General features: G+C 71.7%; 21 protein-coding genes. 11 read left to right on the top strand and 10 right to left on the bottom strand.

From position 1 onward, the window contains the following. The 5 genes from AW273_RS26625 to AW273_RS26605 form a co-directional block, all read right to left on the bottom strand. The coding region (locus AW273_RS26625) for an ROK family protein (RefSeq protein WP_083950072.1) at window positions 1-897 on the bottom strand (897 nt) is incomplete at its 3' end. A gap of 14 nt (window positions 898-911) precedes the next feature. Beyond that, the gene (locus tag AW273_RS26620) at window positions 912-1,163 is read right to left on the bottom strand and encodes a hypothetical protein (RefSeq protein WP_232327606.1); all 252 of its coding nucleotides are present in this window, start codon (window positions 1,161-1,163) and stop codon (window positions 912-914) included. A 79-nt stretch (window positions 1,164-1,242) separates the two neighbouring features. Further along, window positions 1,243-1,683, bottom strand: coding sequence for a peroxiredoxin (locus AW273_RS26615; protein ID WP_062353636.1), 441 nt, complete (start codon window positions 1,681-1,683; stop codon window positions 1,243-1,245). A 66-nt stretch (window positions 1,684-1,749) separates the two neighbouring features. After that, window positions 1,750-2,175 carry a DUF3052 domain-containing protein gene (locus AW273_RS26610; protein WP_062334571.1) on the bottom strand — a complete coding sequence of 142 codons (426 nt, stop codon included), beginning with the start codon at window positions 2,173-2,175 and terminating at the stop codon, window positions 1,750-1,752. A 122-nt stretch (window positions 2,176-2,297) separates the two neighbouring features. Then, complete coding sequence (locus tag AW273_RS26605; protein ID WP_030454529.1) at window positions 2,298-2,708, bottom strand: secondary thiamine-phosphate synthase enzyme YjbQ; 411 nt, start codon at window positions 2,706-2,708, stop codon at window positions 2,298-2,300. Between the two features lie 268 nt (window positions 2,709-2,976). Between AW273_RS26605 and aceE the strand changes: the two genes are divergently transcribed. The 8 genes from aceE to AW273_RS26565 all read left to right on the top strand — a co-directional run bounded on the left by aceE (window position 2,977) and on the right by AW273_RS26565 (window position 13,035). After that, the gene (gene aceE, locus AW273_RS26600) at window positions 2,977-5,724 is read left to right on the top strand and encodes a pyruvate dehydrogenase (acetyl-transferring), homodimeric type (RefSeq protein ID WP_062353633.1); all 2,748 of its coding nucleotides are present in this window, start codon (window positions 2,977-2,979) and stop codon (window positions 5,722-5,724) included. 262 nt (window positions 5,725-5,986) lie between these two features. Continuing rightward, the gene (locus AW273_RS26595) at window positions 5,987-7,756 is read left to right on the top strand and encodes a S1 family peptidase (protein WP_062353629.1); all 1,770 of its coding nucleotides are present in this window, start codon (window positions 5,987-5,989) and stop codon (window positions 7,754-7,756) included. A 111-nt stretch (window positions 7,757-7,867) separates the two neighbouring features. Further along, entirely contained in the window at window positions 7,868-8,374 is a 507-nt protein-coding gene (locus AW273_RS26590; RefSeq protein WP_063910107.1) for a hypothetical protein, read from the top strand. Beyond that, on the top strand, window positions 8,371-9,384 hold the full coding sequence (locus AW273_RS26585) for a peptidoglycan-binding protein (RefSeq protein WP_063910106.1): 1,014 nt from the start codon (window positions 8,371-8,373) through the stop codon (window positions 9,382-9,384). Before AW273_RS26590 ends, AW273_RS26585 begins: the two co-directional genes overlap by 4 nt. After that, window positions 9,381-10,049 (top strand): ABC transporter ATP-binding protein, encoded by a 669-nt coding sequence (locus tag AW273_RS26580; RefSeq protein WP_062353621.1) that lies wholly within the window; start codon window positions 9,381-9,383, stop codon window positions 10,047-10,049. Before AW273_RS26585 ends, AW273_RS26580 begins: the two co-directional genes overlap by 4 nt. Then, window positions 10,042-11,229, top strand: coding sequence for an ABC transporter permease (locus AW273_RS26575; protein WP_062353618.1), 1,188 nt, complete (start codon window positions 10,042-10,044; stop codon window positions 11,227-11,229). The genes AW273_RS26580 and AW273_RS26575 overlap by 8 nt, the downstream gene beginning before the upstream one ends. A 49-nt stretch (window positions 11,230-11,278) precedes the next feature. Then, window positions 11,279-11,932 carry a response regulator transcription factor gene (locus AW273_RS26570; RefSeq protein ID WP_062353615.1) on the top strand — a complete coding sequence of 218 codons (654 nt, stop codon included), beginning with the start codon at window positions 11,279-11,281 and terminating at the stop codon, window positions 11,930-11,932. A 5-nt stretch (window positions 11,933-11,937) separates the two neighbouring features. Then, window positions 11,938-13,035: a sensor histidine kinase gene (locus AW273_RS26565; protein ID WP_232327610.1), complete on the top strand. Its 1,098-nt coding sequence runs from the start codon at window positions 11,938-11,940 to the stop codon at window positions 13,033-13,035. 19 nt (window positions 13,036-13,054) lie between these two features. On the opposite strand, the gene AW273_RS26560 is transcribed toward AW273_RS26565, so the two are convergent. Genes AW273_RS26560 through AW273_RS26550 form a run of 3 tightly spaced genes read right to left on the bottom strand, consistent with a single transcriptional unit; the run spans window position 13,055 to window position 14,921 of the window. Next, window positions 13,055-13,750, bottom strand: coding sequence for a helix-turn-helix transcriptional regulator (locus AW273_RS26560; RefSeq protein WP_062353610.1), 696 nt, complete (start codon window positions 13,748-13,750; stop codon window positions 13,055-13,057). 9 nt (window positions 13,751-13,759) lie between these two features. Beyond that, window positions 13,760-14,692 carry an alpha/beta hydrolase gene (locus tag AW273_RS26555; protein ID WP_062353607.1) on the bottom strand — a complete coding sequence of 311 codons (933 nt, stop codon included), beginning with the start codon at window positions 14,690-14,692 and terminating at the stop codon, window positions 13,760-13,762. 13 nt (window positions 14,693-14,705) lie between these two features. Continuing rightward, window positions 14,706-14,921: a hypothetical protein gene (locus tag AW273_RS26550; protein WP_062334512.1), complete on the bottom strand. Its 216-nt coding sequence runs from the start codon at window positions 14,919-14,921 to the stop codon at window positions 14,706-14,708. A gap of 149 nt (window positions 14,922-15,070) precedes the next feature. Between AW273_RS26550 and AW273_RS26545 the strand changes: the two genes are divergently transcribed. From AW273_RS26545 to AW273_RS26535, 3 genes are read left to right on the top strand one after another with little or no spacing between them, the layout of a single operon-like run. Then, entirely contained in the window at window positions 15,071-16,204 is a 1,134-nt protein-coding gene (locus AW273_RS26545) for an ATP-binding protein (protein WP_157556172.1), read from the top strand. After that, window positions 16,201-17,316, top strand: a complete 1,116-nt coding sequence (locus AW273_RS26540) for a hypothetical protein (protein ID WP_157556170.1) — start codon at window positions 16,201-16,203, stop codon at window positions 17,314-17,316. The genes AW273_RS26545 and AW273_RS26540 overlap by 4 nt, the downstream gene beginning before the upstream one ends. Beyond that, on the top strand, window positions 17,313-17,996 hold the full coding sequence (locus AW273_RS26535; RefSeq protein ID WP_083950071.1) for a helix-turn-helix transcriptional regulator: 684 nt from the start codon (window positions 17,313-17,315) through the stop codon (window positions 17,994-17,996). Before AW273_RS26540 ends, AW273_RS26535 begins: the two co-directional genes overlap by 4 nt. Here the strand turns inward: AW273_RS26535 and AW273_RS26530 are convergent. Next, the gene (locus AW273_RS26530) at window positions 17,981-19,042 is read right to left on the bottom strand and encodes a Gfo/Idh/MocA family protein (RefSeq protein WP_062353596.1); all 1,062 of its coding nucleotides are present in this window, start codon (window positions 19,040-19,042) and stop codon (window positions 17,981-17,983) included. The two genes, AW273_RS26535 and AW273_RS26530, sit on opposite strands and share 16 nt — an antisense overlap. Then, complete coding sequence (locus AW273_RS26525) at window positions 19,027-19,689, bottom strand: ThuA domain-containing protein (protein WP_062353594.1); 663 nt, start codon at window positions 19,687-19,689, stop codon at window positions 19,027-19,029. The genes AW273_RS26530 and AW273_RS26525 overlap by 16 nt, the downstream gene beginning before the upstream one ends. Window positions 19,690-19,781 lie beyond the last annotated feature (92 nt).

The following is a 19,781-nucleotide window of genomic DNA, read 5'->3' as shown; positions in this document are numbered from 1 at the left end:
GGCCCAGTCGCGGACTCCCGCCGCGCGCCAGCCGAGGATGCCCGCTCCCAGCATCCCCGCGCGGACGCCCAGCGCCGTCTGGCGCAGCGGCGGGGGCTTGCGGAAGCTCAGGCGCTCGGTCATGCGGTCTCTGAGCGGGGTCAGCAGGGCCTCGCCGGCCTCGCCGAGGCCGCCGCCGATCACGATCATCGCCGGGTCCATGAGCAGCGTGTACGACGCCATCGAGATCGCCAGCGCCTCGACGGCGTCGGCCAGAACCGCGTAGGCGTGGGGGTCGGTGGCCGCCTGTGCCATGACGTCGACCGCCGTGGCGGGCTTGCCGGTGCGCTCGGTGTAGCGGCGGCCCAGCGAGGCCGCCGAGGCGTAGGTCTCCAGGCAGCCGGTCTGGCCGCAGGCGCACCGCTCGCCGTCGGGCCACACGGGGGTGTGGCCGATCTCGCCGCCCCAGCCGTTGACGCCCCCGTAGGGCTCGCCCTTGATGATCAGGGCGCCGGCGATTCCCGTGCCGATGGGCAGGAACAGGAAGTCGGTCACGTCGCGGCCGGCCCCGAAGACGCTCTCGGCCAGGCCCGCCGTCTGCACGTCGTGGCCCAGCTTCACCGGCAGCCCCTCGGGCACGAACGCCGCCGCCGGCACGTCGCGCCACCCGATGTTGGCCGAGAACAGGGCCGTGTCGGCGTCGACGATCCCGGGCACCGCCAGGCCGACGCCGCGCGGCGGCCCGTCGCCGGAGGCGGCGAGTTCGGCCACATAGGCCCGGATGTTGGCGACCACGGCCTCGGGCCCGTCTTCACGCCCGGTCGCACGCCCGGGAAAAACGGTCACCTCGCCCGATTCGCTGACGAGGCCGCCCTTCATCGATGTCCCGCCCACATCCAGGGCGACCACGTAACTCATCCGGACATCTAATCTCACGACCGGCCGAGTACGCGAGACAGGGCCGCCTCCACCTCCGCCGCGAGGTCGGCCGGCACCGAGGGCCGCCGGAAATCGTACGGGGGGCCGCCCTCGCCGGCGCTGCGGACGTGGCCGCAGGAGCGGCACTCGACCTCGCCGAGGCGGCAGACGAGACTCGTCGAGCCGCACGAGGAACAACCGTCGAGTTCGAGATCATGGGCCCGCTGGCACCCCGGGCAGATCAGGACCTGGACGTCAGAGCGCACCCCGCGCCTCCACGGGCTCGCGCCACGAACCGGGTCGGTCTGCCGGGCCCCGCATCGGTAGCAGGGCATGTCGGCCTCCCTACAGCTCGCTGAGGACTTTCCGGTAGTCGGCGACGTCGCGCGCCTGCCCGATCGCGGTGGCGACCGTCCAGCGCACCACGCCCTCCCCGTCGATGATGAAGGTCCCCCGCGAGGCGACCCCCTTCACCTCATCGAAGACACCATAAAGACGCGCGACCTGACCGTGGGGCCAGAAGTCCGAGAGCAGGGTGACGTCCCAGCCCTCGCGGTCGGCCCAGGCCCGCTGCGCGAACATCGAGTCGACGGAGACGGCCAGCACCACCGCGTCGTCGAACCCGTGAAGATCGTGAAGTTCGCCCTGGCAGACGCCGGTGAAGGCGAAAGGGAAGAAGACGAGCAGCACCTTCCGGCCGCGCAGACCCGACAGCCGGACCGGTGTGCCGTGCTGGTCGGCCAGCTCGAAGTCGGGCGCGGGAGACCCGGCGGCCGGCATATCCATGATCACTCCGCCCGTAGTGAGCCTGCCGTACGGCGGCGGCCGTACGGCAGGACGGGGCCCAGCCGGCTAGCGGCGGCCCTTGAAGACGAGTCTCGTGCCCGACCAGTCTCTGGCCGCGCTGATGCTGCTGGTCTGCGCGAGGCCGGCGGTCGTGGCATCCTCACCGATGTCGCTCGGCTCGACGTGGCCGTCACGGCCCGCCTTGGGGGTCAGCAGCCAGATCTGGCCGCCGTCCGCCAGCGCCGTGGTCACACCGCTCAAGATGTCGAACAGATCGTCATCCCCGTCGCGGTACCACAGGAGCACCACGTCGACGACCTCTTCGTAGTCCTCGTCGACCATCTCGTTGCCGGTCAGCTCCTCGATGGACTGACGAAGCGCCTCGTCGCTGTCCTCGTCCCAGCCGACCTCCTGCACCACCTGACCCGGCTTGAGGCCGAGTCGTTCGGCCAGGCCGCGCTCGCCCTGCGCCTGACCCGCGGTCGCGCTCACTCTCATCCCTCCTGCTCGGATCGACCCCGCTCGGAAACCGCTGCGGGTATCGTTCGGCACAGTCCACACGCTGTGACCCATCGTCGTCAACGGTCGCCACGGTCAGTGACCCGCACCGTTATCTACGATTCGGACAAATAGGACAAACGAACACGACGTTCCATGTTGTCCACGTTGAGATCCACGATGGCGATCGACTGCCAGGTGCCCAGAGCCAGCCGCCCCCCGATGACGGGTACCGTCGCATAGGGCGGAATCAGGGCCGGCATCACGTGAGACCGCCCGTGGCCCCGCGAGCCGTGGGCGTGCCGCCAGCGGTCGTCGGCCGGGAGCAGGTCGCCCAGCGCGGCCAGCAGGTCGTCGTCACTGCCGGCGCCCAGTTCGATCAGCGCCACGCCCGCCGTCGCGTGAGGCACGAAGACGTTGAGAAGGCCGTCGCCTCCCTGGTCTCCGACGAACCTCGCGCATTCCGCGGTGATGTCGTGCACCCGTTCCCGGGAGCCCGTCCGCACCTCGATGACCTGAGATCTCACATCGGGATACTAAGGTGCGGCCTGCCCCCAAATCGGGGCCGTGCGACCAGGTGAGGGACAACCTAGGTCAAAACGTTACGCTGACGAAGTGAGCACACCCGGTGGTGGCGGGATGTGCAAGCTTGGGCGAAAATCGTCCTACCATCGGTGGTCTAGGCCAAAGACCGCCCGGTTACCCCGCGGTAGAGATGCATCTTCCGCAGGGAGCAGCCAGGATGGAACCAGAACCCTAGACCGACAAAAGTCCATTCTCGGAAGGCGAGACCCAGTGGCTTCCGGACGCCAGCGTTTCTCGATCATCAGTGACGGCCTACCCAGCCAGTTCCCTGATGTCGATCCAAGCGAGACCCAGGAGTGGCTTGAGTCGCTCGACAACGTCGTCAAGACGGAGGGGCGAACCCGAGCGCGCTATCTGATGCTCCGCCTGCTCGAACGGGCGCGTGAGCATCAGGTCGGCGTCCCGGGTCTGCGCAGCACCGACTACATCAACACCATCGCACCCGAGCGGGAGCCGTGGTTCCCCGGCGACGAATACGTCGAGCGGCGCATCCGCGCGTACAGCAGGTGGAACGCCGCGATCATGGTGACCCGGGCCAACGCCCGCACCAACGTGGGCGGCCACATCGCGACCTACGCCTCCGCCGCGTCCCTCTACGAGGTGGGCTTCAACCACTTCTTCCGCGGTAAAGACCACGGCGAGTCGGGCGACCAGGTGTTCTTCCAGGGCCACGCGGCCCCCGGAATCTACGCGCGCGCCTTCCTTGAGGGCCGCCTCACCGAGACCCAGCTCGACGCCTTCCGGCAGGAGTTGTCCCACGGGTTCAAGGGGCTGCCCTCCTACCCTCACCCGCGCCTGATGTCCGACTTCTGGGAGTTCCCCACGGTCTCCATGGGCCTGGGCCCGATCGGCGCGATCTACCAGGCGCGGTTCAACCGCTACCTGCACGACCGCAAGATCAAGGACACCTCGCGCAGCCACGTGTGGGCCTTCCTCGGCGACGGCGAGATGGACGAGCCCGAGTCGCTCGGCGCCATCGGTCTCGCGGCCCGCGAGGAGCTCGACAACCTGACCTTCGTCATCAACTGCAACCTTCAGCGGCTGGACGGCCCGGTCCGGGGCAACGGCAAGATCATCCAGGAGCTGGAGTCCTACTTCCGGGGCGCCGGGTGGAACGTCATCAAGGTCGTCTGGGGCCGTGACTGGGATCCGCTGCTGGCGGCCGACGTCGACGGCGTGCTGGTCAACCAGATGAACACCACGCCCGACGGCCAGTTCCAGACCTACTCCGTCGAGAACGGCGCCTACATCCGCGACCACTTCTTCGGCGGCGACCCGCGCCTGCGCAAGATGGTCGAGCACCTGTCCGACGACGAGATCCGCAAGCTCTCGCGCGGCGGCCACGACTACCGCAAGGTCTACGCGGCGTTCAAGTCGGCCCGTGACCACGTCGGCCAGCCGACGGTCATCCTGGCGCAGACGATCAAGGGCTGGACGCTGGGCAAGGACTTCGAGGCCCGCAACGCCACCCACCAGATGAAGAAGCTGAGCAAGGCGGAGCTCAAGGAGTTCCGCGACCGGCTCTACCTTCCGATTCCCGACAAGGACCTCGAAGGCGACCTGCCGCCCTACTACCACCCGGGTCCCGACAGCGACGAGATCGCCTACATGAAGGAGCGCCGCCACGCTCTGGGCGGGTTCCTGCCCAAGCGCGTCGTGCGCGCCAAGAGCCTGAAGCTGCCGGGCGACGACGCCTACAAGCAGCTCTCGAAGGGCTCGGGCAAGCAGAACGTCGCCACCACCATGGCGTTCGTGCGCCTGCTGAAAGACCTCATGCGCGACAAGGAGATCGGCCACCGCTTCGTGCCGATCATCCCCGACGAGGCCCGCACGTTCGGCATCGACGCCATGTTCCCGACCGCCAAGATCTACTCGCCCTACGGGCAGACCTACGAGGCGGTCGACCGCGACCTGCTGCTGTCCTACAAGGAGTCGACCGAGGGTCAGATCCTCCACGAGGGCATCACCGAGTCGGGCTCGATGGCCTCCACGATCGCGGTCGGCTCGGCGTACGCCACCCACGGCGAGCACATGATCCCGATCTACATCTTCTACTCGATGTTCGGCTGGCAGCGGACGGCCGACCAGATGTGGCAGCTCGCCGACCAGATGGGCCGCGGCTTCCTGCTCGGCGCCACCGCCGGCCGCACCACCCTGAACGGCGAGGGCCTCCAGCACGAAGACGGCCACACGCCGCTCATCGCCTCGACCAACCCCGCCGCGATCTCCTACGACCCGGCGTGGGCCTACGAGGTGGCCCACATCGTGCGCGACGGCCTGCGGAGGATGTACGGCGAGAACGCCGAAGACGTCTTCTACTACCTGACCGTCTACAACGAGCCCTACCAGCAGCCCGCCGAGCCGGCCGGCCTCGACGTCGAGGGCCTGCTCAAGGGCCTCTACCTCTTCGCCCCCGCGCAGGGTGACGGCCCCAAGGCCAACATCCTCGTGTCGGGCGTCGCCGGGCCGTGGGCCCTGGAGGCGCAGCGCATGCTGGCCGAGGAGTGGGGCGTGGCCGCCTCGGTGTGGTCGACCACCTCGTGGTCGGAGCTGCGCCGCGACGCCCTCGCATGCGAGGAGTACAACCTGCTCAACCCTGAGGCCGAGCAGAAGGTCCCCTACGTCACGACCAAGCTGTCGAACGTACCGGGGCCCTTCGTGGGCGTCAGCGACTACATGCGGGCCGTACAGGACCAGATCGCGCAGTGGGTGCCGGGCGACTGGACCTCGCTGGGCACCGACGGCTTCGGCCTGTCCGACACGCGGTCGGCGCTGCGGCGGCACTTCCACGTCGACGCGGCCTCGATCACCCTGGCGGTGCTGACCCAGCTCGCCAAGCGCGGCGAGGTCAAGCCGGAGACGCTGAAGGAAGCGATCGCCCGCTACCACCTCAAGAACGGCGTCACCGAGGTCGGCACCACCGCCGAGTCGAACGACACCGAGGCGATGGGCGTCTGAGCCCAGGCGTCTCGCAAAAGGCCCCCGAGTGCTTCGGGGGCCTTTTCGTTTCCCCTCCCGGGTGAGGACCCGCCGCCGGCGCGGTTTGACGACCACGTCGGGCAGCGGCCGCAGGAGGGGGCGGCTCCACGGCCACGGCCGCAACGGTAGGACGGGGCGGCCGGGGCCGCCACGGGGTCTGCCCTGGGGTTTTCCCTGAGGTAATGGAAACCCCAAGTCACTCACAAGTGGTGGACAAGGCGGCTGTCCGACGATCAGTGCCGTGAACCTCAGAAGAATCATCGTCGCCACTGCGGCGGTGTCGGTGCTCGCCGCATCTCCCGCGTACGCGGATGAGACGCCCGACGTCCCGATCGGGACCAGGCTGGCCGCGCAGACCCACCCCGCCGTCCAGCTCACCAGCCTCACCTACACGGGCAAGGTCAGCGTGCCCACCCCGGCCGTCAACGAGGCCAACCTCTACGCCCTCGTCGACAAGATCACCGCCGACGTCGTGGCCGGCAAGGTCGCCTCCGACCAGCGCACCATCGCCAAGTACATGTTCGAGCAGATGAACGCCAACGTGGGCGCCTACCTCGTGCCGGGCAGCCCGAACCGGGTCGTGGACGCCGAGGTCGGCGGCATGTGCACCGGCTGGTGGGTCACCCCCGACGGGTACATGGTCACCGGCGCGCACTGCGTCGAGATGGGCGAGAAGGAGCTCTACGACGTCTTCGCCCAGCAGGCGCTCACCAAGTTCTACGAAGAGGACGCCCAGGGGATCCTGGAGATGGTCAAGGACCTCTCGCCCGACGAAGAGATGATCAAGCTCGCCGAGAATCTCTTCATCAACTTCAACGCGGCCAACATGCAGGTCAACGGTCTCAAGAAGGAGATCGCGGTGCTGCAGGCCCACCCGGGCGGCGGCGTCGACAAGACCGCCAAGCCGATCGTGGCCGAGCTCGTCGACGTCGGCGAGAGCTACCCCGGCAAGGACTACGCGCTGCTCAAGGTCAACGGGCAGCAGAACCTGCCGACCGTGCCGCTGGGCGACGACACCGACGTGCAGGTCGGTTCGACGTTGTACATCAGCGGGTTCCCCGGGCTGGTCACCAACACCCCGTTCTTCAGCCTGGAGTCGAAGCTCGACCCGGCGCTGACCGAGGGGCCGTACAACGCGCTGCGGACGACCGACAAGGGCGTGCCGTACATCCAGACCCAGGCGCCCTCCTACCACGGCAACTCCGGCGGCCCGGTGTTCTCCAAGGACGGCGACGTCATCGGCATGCTGATCGCGGGCACGGTCTCCGAGGGCGGGGAGGCGTCGGAGAACGAGTCGTTCGTGCTCCCGGTCTCCGTGATCAAGGAGAAGCTGAACGAGAAGGGCATCAAGCCGACCGCGTCGGCCACCACGACCCGCTGGAACACGGCGCTGGACGCCTTCTTCCTGAAGCACTACTCCGTGGCGCTGCCGATCTTCCGTGAGGTCCAGGCGCTGCACCCGACCCACCCGTGGGTCGCCGAGTACATCACCAACTCGCAGCAGGCCATCACGGCCGGCAACGACGAGTCGCCGCAGTCGACGAGTTTCTGGGTGCTGATCGGCGCCGGGGTGCTCGTCGCGATCCTGCTCGGCCTGGTGCTGCTCCGCCTGCTGGTGAAGAGGGCCAAGCGCACGAAGCGCGCCCAGATCCCGGTCTACAACGGCGCGCCGCCCTACCAGGCGCAGCAGATCCCGGCCTACCAGCCGCCGCCGGCCCACTCGCTGCCCCCGGCCGAGAGCACGACCCGCTACCGGCCGCCGTCGCAGCCCTACCAGGCCTACCAGCAGTCCCAGGGCAACCAGCACGGGAACCAGCACGGGCAGCAGGCCGGACAACAACCGGGCAACCAGTACGGGCAGCAGCACGGGCAGCAACACGGCGGTGGACCGGTCCCGCAGCACCAGCAATACGGCCACCAGCCCCAGCAGCCGCAGGACCGGAACGTCGCCGACCTGGAGCGCGAGCTGGAGCAGCTCCGCCGCCAGCTCGGCAACCGGCCGCAGCAGTAACGGGGTCGTGAGAAAGGCCCGTCTTCGCCACGGGCCTTTTCTGTTCACATAAACATGGGATAAGCGAATTCGCTTAAGGGGTGTTTAACGGGGTTTCGCTAGAAATTGCCCATGACCAGAATCAGAATGGCTTTGATCGCGGCGGTGCCGCTGTTCCTGGCCGCGTGCGGAACCGCTCAGCAGAGTGGTGTCGCGACCGCCGGAGGCACGTCCGCCTCCGCCCCGGCGCCCAGCCCGGCCGCGTCCGGAGACGCCGTCAAATTCGCCCAGTGCATGCGTGAGCACGGCATCGACGTGCCCGATCCCGAGCCGGGCGGCAACGCCGTCAGGGTGCGGATCAAGGAAGGCGTCGACCCGGCGACCGTCGAGAAGGCCAACGCGGAGTGCGCCGAATTCCGGCCGATCGGGGCCGGGCCGAAAATGGGCGACGCGGAATTCGCGGACGCCGTCCAGAAGTACACCGACTGCATGCGGGACAACGGCGTCGACATGCCCGACCCGCAGGTCGACGGCGGCCGGATGCTCATCCGGGCGCCCAAGGACGTCATGGACTCCCCGGAGGCGGAGAAGGCGCAGGCGATCTGCGAGAAGCACCTGCCCGGCGGGGGCCCGAAGTGAGGAAGGGGCTGCTCGCCGGGGGAGTGGCGGTCGTCGCGCTGGCCGGGGGCGGCGTCGCGGCGACCACGCTCGACCCGCCTCCGCCGCCCGCGCCGGCCGCGGCGGCGACGGCCGAGATCACCCGAGGCGACCTGGCCGACGCCGAGACCGTCGGCGGCACCCTCGGCTACGAGAACCGGCGCGACCTGCCCAACGCCGCCCGCGGCACGGTCACCTGGACGCCCGAGGAGGGCGCCGTCATCCGGCGCGGCAAGCGGCTCTACGCCGTCTCGGGCAAGCCCGTCGTCCTGCTGTACGGCTCCACGCCCATGTACCGCCGGCTGGACACGACCACGTCGGGGCGCGACGTCCGGCAGCTTGAGCGCAACCTGAAGGCGCTCGGCTACGACCCCGGCACGGTCGACGACGACTTCACCTGGTCCACCCGGGAGGCCGTACGGGACTGGCAGGAGGACCTGAACCTCGACGAGACCGGCACGGTCGGGCCCGAGGAGGTGGTGGTCGCCTCCGGCGCGGTGCGGGTCGCCCAGGTGGCGGCCGAGCCGGGCACGCCCGCCGGACGGTCGGTCATCGCCACGACCGGCACCAAGCGCGTCGTCCACGTCGACCTGGCCGCCTCCGACCAGCAGCTCGCCCGGCTGGGCGCGGCGGTGACGCTGGAGACGCCCGACGGGCGGACCGGCAAGGGGCGGATCACCTCGATCGGCACCGTCGCCCGGCCGCCCGCGCAAGAGGGCGGGGAGGCGACGATCGACGTCGAGATCACCTCCGAGGGCCGGCTCGGCCGGTTCGACCAGGCCCCGGTCGACGTCGGGCTGACCAGCGAGACCCGCGAGGACGTGTTGTCGGTGCCGGTCGAGGCGCTGCTGGCGCTGCGCGAGGGCGGCTACGGCGTGCGGATCGCGGGCGCCGTCACGAAGGTCACGACCGGGCTGTTCGCCGCCGGGCGGGTCGAGATCGAGGGCGCGGGGCTGGCCGAGGGCATGAAGGTCGAGGTGCCCGCCGAATGACCGCCGTCATCGAGCTGACCGGCGCGGCCAAGACCTACCCGGGGGGCGTGCGCGCCCTGCGCGGCGTCGACCTGCGCGTCGCGCCGGGCGAACTGGTGGCCATCGCCGGGCCGTCGGGCTCGGGCAAGTCGACGATGCTGCACCTCATCGGCACCCTCGACCGGCCCTCCGAGGGCACCGTGAAGATCGCCGGATACGACGTCGCCGCGTTGTCGGACCGGGAGTTGTCGGCCCTGCGGGCCCGGCGCATCGGTTTCGTGTTCCAGCAGTTCCACCTGGCCGACGGCGTGAGCGCGGTCGACAACGTCGCCGATGGCCTCCTGTACGCCGGGGTCGCCCGCCGCGAGCGCCGGGAACGGGCCGCCGAGGCGCTGGCCCGGGTCGGGCTCGGCCACCGGCTGGGGCACCGGCCCAACGAGTTGTCGGGCGGCGAGCGGCAGCGGGTCGCGGTGGCCCGCGCCGTCGTGGGCGAACCGGCGCTGCTGCTCGCCGACGAGCCGACCGGCAACCTCGACTCGGTCTCCGGCACGGGGGTGCTCACCCTCCTGGGGGAGCTGAACGCGGCCGGCACCACCGTGGTGATCATCACGCACGACGCCGACGTGGCCGCCGCGGCGCCGCGCCGGATCCGGTTGCGCGACGGAGTGGTGGTGTCCGATGGCTGAGCTGCGTCCGGCCCGGCTCACGTGGGGCGACCTGGTCAGGGTCGGCGCGGCCGGGCTGCGGGTCCGGCCCGCGCGGGCGGTGTTGTCGGCGCTCGGCATCGCCATCGGCATCGCGACCATGGTCGCCGTCGTCGGGATCTCGTCGTCGTCCAAGGCCCAGTTGCTGGCCGAGCTCGACCGGCTCGGCACCAACCTGCTGCGGGTCACCCCCGGCCAGAGCCTGTTCGGCGAGCCGACCGCGCTGCCGGAGAGCGCGCTCGCGATGGTCGGGGCGGTCGGGCCGGTCGAGGTGGCGGGCGCGACCGGCGACACCGGGACGCCCGTCTACCGCACCGACCGGATCAACCCGCAGTCGACCGGCGGGCTGACCACCCGGGCCGCCTCCCCGGAACTGCTGCGGGCGCTGCAGACCCCGGTCGCCGAGGGCGTCTGGCTGAACGAGGCCACGGGCTCCCAGCGGGCCGTCGTGCTCGGCGCGGTGGCGGCCGACCGGCTCGGGGTGCGCGACGTGGGGGCGCAACTGTGGATCGGGGGCCGGTGGTGGACCGTCGTCGGGATCCTCGCCGCCTCGCCGCTGGCGCCGGAGGTCGACCGGTCGGCGCTCGTCGGGTTCGGGGCGGCCGGGACGTACCTGAACTTCGACGGCCATCCGACCACGATCTACACGCGGACCGACCCCGCCCAGGTCGACGCCGTGCGGGCGGTCCTCCCGGCCACGGCCTCGCCGGAGAGCCCGGAGGAGGTGGAGGTCAGCCGTCCGTCCGACGCGCTGGCGGCGCGGGCCGCCGCCGACTCGGCGTTCACCGGCCTGCTGCTGGGGATCGGCGCGGTCGCGCTGCTCGTCGGCGGCGTGGGGGTGGCCAACACGATGGTCATCTCGGTGCTGGAGCGGCGCAGGGAGATCGGCCTGCGCCGGTCGCTGGGGGCGACCCGGGGCCAGGTGCGCGGCCAGTTCCTCGCCGAGTCGCTGCTGCTCTCCGGCCTGGGCGGGGTGGCCGGGGCGGTGCTGGGCGGGGCGGTGACGGTGGCGTACGCGACCTGGATGGGTCTGCCCCCGACGGTGCCGGCCTGGGCGCCGGCCGGGGCGCTCACGGCGACCCTGCTGGTCGGCACGGTCGCCGGGCTCTACCCGGCGATGCGGGCCGCCCGCATGTCGCCCACCCTCGCCCTGAGCGCGTGAGACAGGGCGCTTAACCGGTGTTTACCCCCGGACCGGCAGGATGCGGACCATGCGGGTGCTGGTGGCCGAAGACGAGCAGGTGCTGGCCCGGGTCGTGGCGGCCGGGCTGCGCCGGGAGACGATGGCGGTGGACGTCGTGCACGACGGCGACGCCGCCCTGGAACGCGCGCTGACCAACGACTACGACGTCATCGTGCTCGACCGCGACCTGCCGGCAGTGCACGGCGACGACGTGTGCCGCCAACTGGTCGCCCGGCGGGTCCCGGCCCGCATCATCATGCTCACCGCCGCCGGCGACCTGCGGTCGAAGGTCGAGGGCCTGTCGATCGGCGCCGACGACTACCTCGCCAAGCCGTTCGACTTCCCCGAACTGGTCGCCCGGCTCCGGGCGCTGGCCCGGCGGGCGCCGCTCGCGCACCCGCCGGTGCTGGCGCGGGCCGGGGTGCGGCTCGACCCGGCCCGCCGCGAGGTGTTCCGCGACGGGCGGTACGTCGCCCTCAGCCCCAAGGAGTTCGCCGTGCTGGAGATCCTGCTGCGGGCCGAGGGAACCGTGGTCAGCGCGGAGGACCTGCTGGAGAAGGCCTGGGACGAGAACATCAGCTACTTCACCAACTCCGTCAGGGTCACCGTCATGACCCTGCGGAAGAAGCTCGGCGACCCGCCCGTCATCGAGACCATCACCGGCGCCGGATACCGCCTGTGAACCGCATGCCGATCAGGGCCCGGCTCACCCTCGTCTACGGGAGCCTGTTCTTCGCGGCGGCGCTGGTCCTCGTGATGATCAACTACATCGTCGTCAGCAGGCAGCTCACGCGGCGCGTGACGATCCGGCTCCCGCTCGACGACCTGCCGCCGCTCACCGGCGACAAGCAGCTCTTCTTCTTCAACAAGCAGGTCGAGGACTACCACGAGACCGTGCTGGGCTCGCTGGTGTGGTGGTCGCTGCTCGCCGCCGTGCTCGTCGGCCTGGTCGGCCTGGCCGTCGGCTGGTATGTCGCCAAACGTGCCCTCGACCCCCTCCAGCACGTCACCGAGACGGCCCGCCGCCTGTCGACCGACACCCTGCACCGGCGCATCTCGATGACCGGCCCGCACGACGAGATCAAGGACCTGGCCGACACGTTCGACTCGATGCTCGAACGCCTCGACAACGCCTTCGACGGCCAGCGCCGCTTCGTCGCCAACGCCTCCCACGAACTGCGCACGCCGCTGGCCATCGACCGCGCGCTGCTGCAGGTCTCCATGTCGGACGCGCTGATCCCCGTCGCGCTGCGGCCGGTCCGCGACGAGCTGCTGGCGTCGAACTCCCGGCAGGAGCGCCTCATCGAGGGCCTGCTCACCCTGGCGCTGAGCGAACGCGACCTGTCCGGGCGCGAGCCCGGCGACCTGGCCGAACTCGCGCGGCCGTCGCTGCTGGCCCACGGCCTGACGGTGCCGGGCCGGTTCCCGGCCCCGGTGGCGGGCGACGGGGTGCTGCTGGAGCGGATGATCCGCAACCTGGTCGACAACGCGGTGGCCTACAACGACGACCGCGCCGAGGTGACGGTCCGGACCGGCAACGGCGCGGGCCACTCCTATGTGACCGTGGAGAACACCGGCCGCGAGATCGCCCCCACCCAGGCCGCCCGGTTGTTCGACCCCTTCGTCCGCCTCGACCCCGACCGGACCGGGTCGGCGGGCGGGGCCGGCCTGGGCTTGTCGATCGTGCGGGCCATCGCCCGCGCCCACGGGGGCACCGCGGAGGCCCGGCCCCGGGAGGGCGGCGGCCTCATCGTGACGGTCCGGTTGCCGCTTCTCGCCGGCTGAGGCCGACGCGCGTTCCTTCTCAGCTCAGGACGGGCTGGCGCAACATTCCCGTCTCCGAGGCGAAGGCCGCCGCCGGACGGTCCGGGGCGCGTTCGCCCGTGGCCTCGGCGCCCGCGATGCGGTCGAGGCGGAACACCCGCACCGCCTTGCGTAAGCGGCACCAGCCCACCAGATACCACTCGCCGCGGCGGTTGCCGACGAACACGCCCGGTTCGACCTCGCGTTCGGTCGGCACGCCCTTGGCGTCGGCGTAGCCGATGCGCAGGACGCCGCCCGACAGGACGGCCTGGTCGATGACGGTCGCGATCGGGTCGGCGGGGCGCTCGTCGTCGCGGATGAGCTGCACACGTTCGGCCAGGGCTCTGGCGCGGTCGCCCTCGCCGTCGGGCATGGCCTCCATCACCTTGCGGAGGGCGCTCCTGGCCTGTTCGGCGAAGGGGAGCTCCTCGTGGCTGAGGGCGACCGCGATGGCCACCGCCTCTTCGGGGGTGAAGTTGAGGGGCGGCAGCGACATGCGCCTGTCGAGCACGTAGCCGCCGCGGCGGCCGAACTCGGCGTAGATGGGGACCCCCGCCTCCTGGAGCGCGGCGACGTCGCGCTCGATGGTGCGCACGCTCACCTCGAACCTCTCGGCCAGCTCACGGGCCGACCGGGGCCGGGGCGAGACGGCCCGCAGTTCCTCGACGAGGGCGTAAAGCCGATCCGTACGGTTCACACGGGCAGCCTAGATACCCCCACCGACAAAACCGCGCCGCAGCGCCTCGATCTGCTCGGCCGTCGAACGCCGCCCGATCGGGGTGTCCGGCAGCGCGCCCGCGAACCCGTGGAAGGCGCCCGGCCACAGGTGGAACTCGACCGGCACCCCGGCCGCCGCCAGGCGCAGCGCGTAGAGGGCGTCCTCGTCGCGGAAGACCTCCAGCTCGCCGACGTCCACGTAGGCCGGGGGCAGGCCCGACAGGTCGGTCGCGCGGGCGGGGGCGGCGTAGACCGGCACGTCGGCGAGGTCGCCCAGGTAGGCCTTCCAGGCGAACCGGTTGTTGCCGCGCGGCCACGACACGGCCTCCTCGAACTGGGCCGCCGAGGCCGTGTCGTCGCGGTCGTCGAGCATCGGGCACAGCAGGAGCTGGAACCGCAGGCGCGGGCCGCCCCGGTCCCTGGCCAGCAGGGCGAGGCCGGCGGCCAGGCCGCCGCCCGCCGAGTTGCCGCCGACCGCCAGCCGGTCGGCGTCCACCCCCAGTGCCGCCGCGTTCTCGGCCGTCCACACCAGCCCCCGGTAGCAGTCGTTCAAGGGGATCGGGTAGGGATGCTCGGGCGCCAGCCGGTAGTCCACCGAGACCGCCGCGCAGCCGAGCGCCTCGACGAAGCGGGAGATCCGGGAGTCGTCCATCTCCGGCAGGCCGATGACCATCCCGCCGCCGTGGATCCAGTACAGGCACGGGAGCGGCTCGTCCCCGGCGCCGGCCGGTCGGTAGACACGCAGCCGCAGGCCGTCGGCGTCGACGTCGCTCACCTTGGTCCCGGCCCCCGGCGGGAGGCACGCGGCGGCGCGCCCCCGGCGGACCTGCGCCAGATCGGCGGTGTTCAGGTCGTAGGACAGCGGTGGGGCCGCTTCCAGGGCGGCGCGCAGATCAGGGTCCAGATTCGGGGGAAACGTCATGGGCCCATGCGTATCAGGCGAGGTAGGAGCGCGCCACCCGGGAGGCCGTCTCGTCGTCGATCTTCTTGGCCAGGCCCAGGAACAGCCGGACGATGCTGGCGATCAGGCTGACCAGCGCGGGCAGGTCGCCGCGGCTCACCCGGTCGTCGAACTGGATCGCGATCCCCGGATCCGTGACGCGCGCCGAGGTGATCGTCGAGCGGATCTCGCTCTCGGTCGCGTACTGCATGCTGCCCGGCCCTCCGCCCGTGACGAATATCGTCTCAATTAGACCGGGTTACAGACGCGTACCTATGACGGCCATTCGGCTGACAGCCGGGCGAACCGCTTTACACTCTCAGGGCGCGGTCATGATCCGGCCTTCGAGTGGGGCGTCTGATGTCATTGGGTGGTCGGCTCGACGTGGGTGGCCGCATGCCCGCGACGGCCGCGCTCGACCGGGTGACCGCCCGCTGCGGGGCCGTCATGCGCGGCGTCGCCGGGGTCGTCGCCGCCACGGCGGCGCTGCTGGGGCTCGCCCCGCCGGTCGACTCCACCGTGCTGGTGCCGGTCGTGACCGGGCTGCTGTGCTGGAGCCTCTTCTTCACCTGGACGGGCTGGACCCACGGCCTGCCGTCCTGGATGATCACCGCCGAGGTGCTCATCACCTCGGCCCTGTGCGTCTTCCAGGGGGAACTGGTCGCGGGCACGCTCATCGGCGACAGCGCGAGCTGGGTCGGCGGGCTGGTGACCATGACGATCGTGGCGGTCAACCTGGCCTGGCGGGCCGGTGCGGCCGTCCCGGCCGGGCTCGTGGTCGTCGTGGCCCACCTCTACGGCTCCGGCGCGTTCGCGGTGGCCGGCATCCACGTGCTGCAGGTGGGTGCCACCGCCGTGCTGATGAGCCTGCTCCGCAAGGGCGCGGCCGACGCCGACCGGGAGCTCGCGGCGGCCCGCGACGCCGAGGAGAAGGCCACCGTCGAACGCGAACGCCGCCGCGACGAACGTGCCCAGAACAGCCGCATGCACGGCAGCGTCCTGGCCACCCTCATGATGATCGGCGCCGGCGGCATCGGCGCGACCTCGCCCATGCTGCGCGAGACCGCCGCCCGCCACCTGGCCGACCTCGACCGCATGTCCGAGGGCGGCGGCGCCGGGCCCGACCACGTGCCGCTGCACGAGCGGCTGGCCGCCGGGGCGGCCCGGTCGGGGCTGACCATCCACACCCGGCTGACGCCGGTGTCGGTGCCGTGGGAGGTCGCCGAGGCCTTCCTCGAAGCCGTCGCCGAGGCGGTCGCGAACGTCGTGCGGCACGCCAACGTGACCGTCGCCGCCGTCACGCTGACCGAGACCGACGGCGAGGTCGTCGTCGAGGTCCGCGACCGGGGCATGGGCTTCGACGTGGCCGGCGTCCCCGACCACCGCTACGGCCTGCGGGTGTCGATCCTGGCCCGCATGGAGATGGTCGGCGGCCGGGGCGTGGTCGAGTCGGGCCCCCAGGGCACCACGATCACCCTCAGGTGGGCGCCGTGACCGCGTCGGAGACGAGCGTGCGCCGCAACTACAGCCTGGGCGCGCGCCGGGCCGCCGTGTCGATCGTCGCCGCCTGGCATCTCGGCTTCGACCTCGTCGGCACCGTCGGCACCTGGGAGTCCTACCGCTTACCGTGGCTGGCCGGGCTCGCCTGGGTCCTGTACGCCGGGATCGGCGTGGTGGCCGCGGTCGCCCTGCTGACCGAGCGGCCCCTCCGCTTCGGCGTCTGGCCCTGCGCGGCCGGCGCGCTGGCCGCGTCGGCGATGGTGATGGCCGCCTGCGCGCCGGGCGACGTCGTGAACGCCGCGAACTGGGGGTGGGGCTCGGTCGGCTGGCTGGCCATGGTCGTGTTCTGGCCCCGGCCGACCTGGCTGCGCGACCTGAGCGTGTTCCTGCTGGCCAACGTGGTCGTCACGCTGGCCGGGCTGGCGCTGGCCGGGGCGCTCGACCCCCGGTCGCTGAGCAAGTTCCTCGTCGTCAGCGTCGGCGCGATCACCCTCCAGGCGGGCGCGAGCGCCGGTGGCCACGCCCTCGACCTGGCCGCCCGGTGGGCGGTGGAGAACTCCAACCGGACCGCCGGGGCCGAGGCCGCGCGGAAGGCCGCCGACCAGGTGCACGCCGACCGGCTGGCCCGCTACGCCGAGGTGCGCTCGGCCGTCGCGCCCGTGCTGACCCTGCTCGCCGGGGGCGCCGACCCGGCCGACCCCGACGTGCGGCACGAGAGCGCCGTCGGCGCGGCCCGCCTGCGCCGCCTGATCGCCGAGACCGACGACGCCCCCGACCCGCTCCTGCACACCCTGCGGGCCTGCGCGTTCGACGTCGAACGGCGCGGCGTCGTGGTGCTCTTCCTGACCGCGGGCACGGTGCCGCCGCTACCGCTGGAGGTCCGCCGCGCGCTCGTCGAGGCCCCCATCGAGGGCATGGCGCGGGCCCGCCGCCAGGCCAGGGTCACCCTCGTCGCGACCCCGCGCGAGGTCATCGTCAGCGTCCTCACCGACGCCCCGTCGCTGCCCTCGGCCGACGGGTCCCGCGCCGCCAACGTCGCCACCCGCGTCGAGGCCGAGAACGGAGGAAGCCAACTGTGGATAGAGAGCCGCTGGACCGCCCCGTGACCCTCGCGGTGGTGGAGGACACGCCGGTCGTGCTGGAGGGCATCCGGTCGTGGGTGGCCGCCGACCCCGGGAGAAGGGTCGAGATCGTGGCCAGCGGCAACACCGTCGACTCGGTCCTCGACGGCGCGGGCTCGCACGCCGACGTGCTGCTGCTCGACCTCGAACTCGACGGCGTCAACTCGCTGCCGCGCATCCCCGAGCTGGTCGCCGCCGGGCGCCGGGTGGTCGTCTACTCCGTGCACGAGGACGACGCGACCGTCATGGCGGTGCTCCGGGCGGGCGCCGCGACGTTCATCGCCAAGACGGAGACCAGGGAACACTGCGTCGACACGATCGTGGCCGTCGGCCGCGACCGGCCCTACGTCCCGCCGGTGATGGCCGGGGCGCTGGTCGCCGCCGACGGGCAGACCTCGCGCCCGATGTTGTCGGCCCGCGAGCGCGAGGCGCTGCTGTTGTGGTTCCAGGGCATGAACAAGCAGTCGGTCGCGCTCCGCATGGGCATCTCCGAGGCGACCGTGAAGCAGTACATCGAACGCGCGCGGGTGAAGTACGCCAGCACCGGCAGGGCCGCCCCGACGAAGACGACCCTGCTGGCCCGCGCCATCCAAGACGGCCTGATCACGGCCGACGACATCATCGAATACCAGTCACTCGCCGCCGACCATCACCCGAGGGACTGAAGCGGCACCGGCTCCGGTCTCCCGCAGGTGCTCTCCACCGTCTCGGCCCGCCCGGTGGCGGCCGAGCGGAGCAGCGACTCCATGACGTCGAGCACGTGCAGGGCCAGTTCCCCGGAGGCGCGCGGGCGCGGGGCGGTGACGAGGTCGTACACGCCGATGCCGCGGCCGGTGTCGCGGTAACCGGCGGTCACCGGGAGCGTCTCCCACGCCCCGCCGACCCGGTGGACCAGCACGTCGCCGTCGAACCGGTTCGGATCGGGGACGATCATCGTGCCGAGCTCGCCGTGCACCTCGATGTTGGGCGCGCGGGAGGCCGCGCCGTCGAACGACATGATCAGCGTCGACAACGCGCCGGAGGCGTGCGTGAGCACCCCGGTGACGTGCGTGTCGGTGGTGACCGGAAGGCGCTCGCCCTGGCGGTAGCCGCTGCCGATCACCCGTTCGTCGCGGGTACGGCTCGCCGCCCCGAACGCCGACACGACCGGCCCGAGCAGCGTCACCAGGGCCGTCACGTAGTAGGGCCCCATGTCGAGCAGCGGCCCGCCGCCCGGCCGGTAGTAGAAGTCGGGATCGGGGTGCCACGGCTCGGGACCGGCGGTGACCATGGTCGCCACGGCCGCCGCCGGGCGGCCGATGAGGCCGGCGTCGAGGTGGTGGCGGGCGGTCTGGAAGCCGGTGCCCAGGACGGTGTCGGGGGCACAGCCCAGCTTGACCCCGGCCCCCTTCGCGACGATCGTCCTGGCCTCGTCGAGGGTCGCGGCCAGGGGTTTCTCGCCGTAGACGTCCTTGCCCGCCGCGATGGCCCGGAGCGCTACCTCGGTGTGCGCGGCCGGGACGGTGAGGTTGACGACCAGGTCGCAGGCGTCGATCAGGTCGTCGACGCCCAGGGAGCGCGCGCCCGTCTCGGTGGCGGCGGCCAGGGCGCGGGCCGGGTCGAGGTCGGCGACGGCGTACAGGACCAGACCCGGGAGGTTCGTGAGGGTCGTCGTGTACTGCACCGAGACCTTGCCGCAGCCGACCATCCCCACCTTCACCGGCTCGCCCATGCCAGCCCCCTCTCGATGAGGGTCCGCACGCTCTCGTGCCGGAGGGTGGCCAGGTCGTGGCCCGGCGTGGCGACGAAGACGCGGCCTTCGCCCCACTCGCGGGTCCACACGGCCGGCACGGTGACCGGGCGTTTCCACGGTCCCTGCGCGGCGTGGGTGGTGGTGGCGAGGACCGTGCTGTACGGGTCGGTCAGCACCCAGTACTGCTCGGTGCGCAGGTCGAAGTCCGCGATGCCCTCGGTGATCGGGTGGTCGTGGTCGGTGATCTCGATCCGGTGGTCGACGAAGGTCTCCCCGCCGGCCTCGGGGTGGCAGGCGAACTGCCCGCCGGTCAGGTGGAGGTAGTCGGGTTCGGCGCGGAAGGAGTCGACGACGCCGCCGTGCCAGCCCGCGAACCCGGTGCCCGCCGCGACCGCCCGGGACAGGCCGGTGCTCTGCTCGCGCGTGATCGTGCCCATCGTGAAGCACTGGACGACCAGATCGACCCCCGCCATGAGATCGGGGTCGGCGTAGGGGGCGAGGGAGTCCTCGACCGTGAGGGAGAAGCCCTGGTCGGTGAGGTACGGGAGGAAGAGATCGGTGGCGGCGACGGGCTCATGGCCCTCCCAGCCGCCTCGGACGACTAGAGCGTGACGTAACTTCACCATTCGAATTATCCCATTTTGCGGGGCAAATGAGCAGATCTCCAGGTGCTTTCGCTACAGCTCCGACCTCGACGGAAGGCGGTGCCGTTCGCCGG

It is taken from the genome of Herbidospora yilanensis, from assembly GCF_001570565.1.
Classification (GTDB): Bacteria; Actinomycetota; Actinomycetes; order Streptosporangiales; family Streptosporangiaceae; genus Herbidospora; species Herbidospora yilanensis.
The sequence above is the reverse complement of the archived record's forward strand: the minus strand, read 5'-3'. Positions and strand labels throughout refer to the sequence as shown.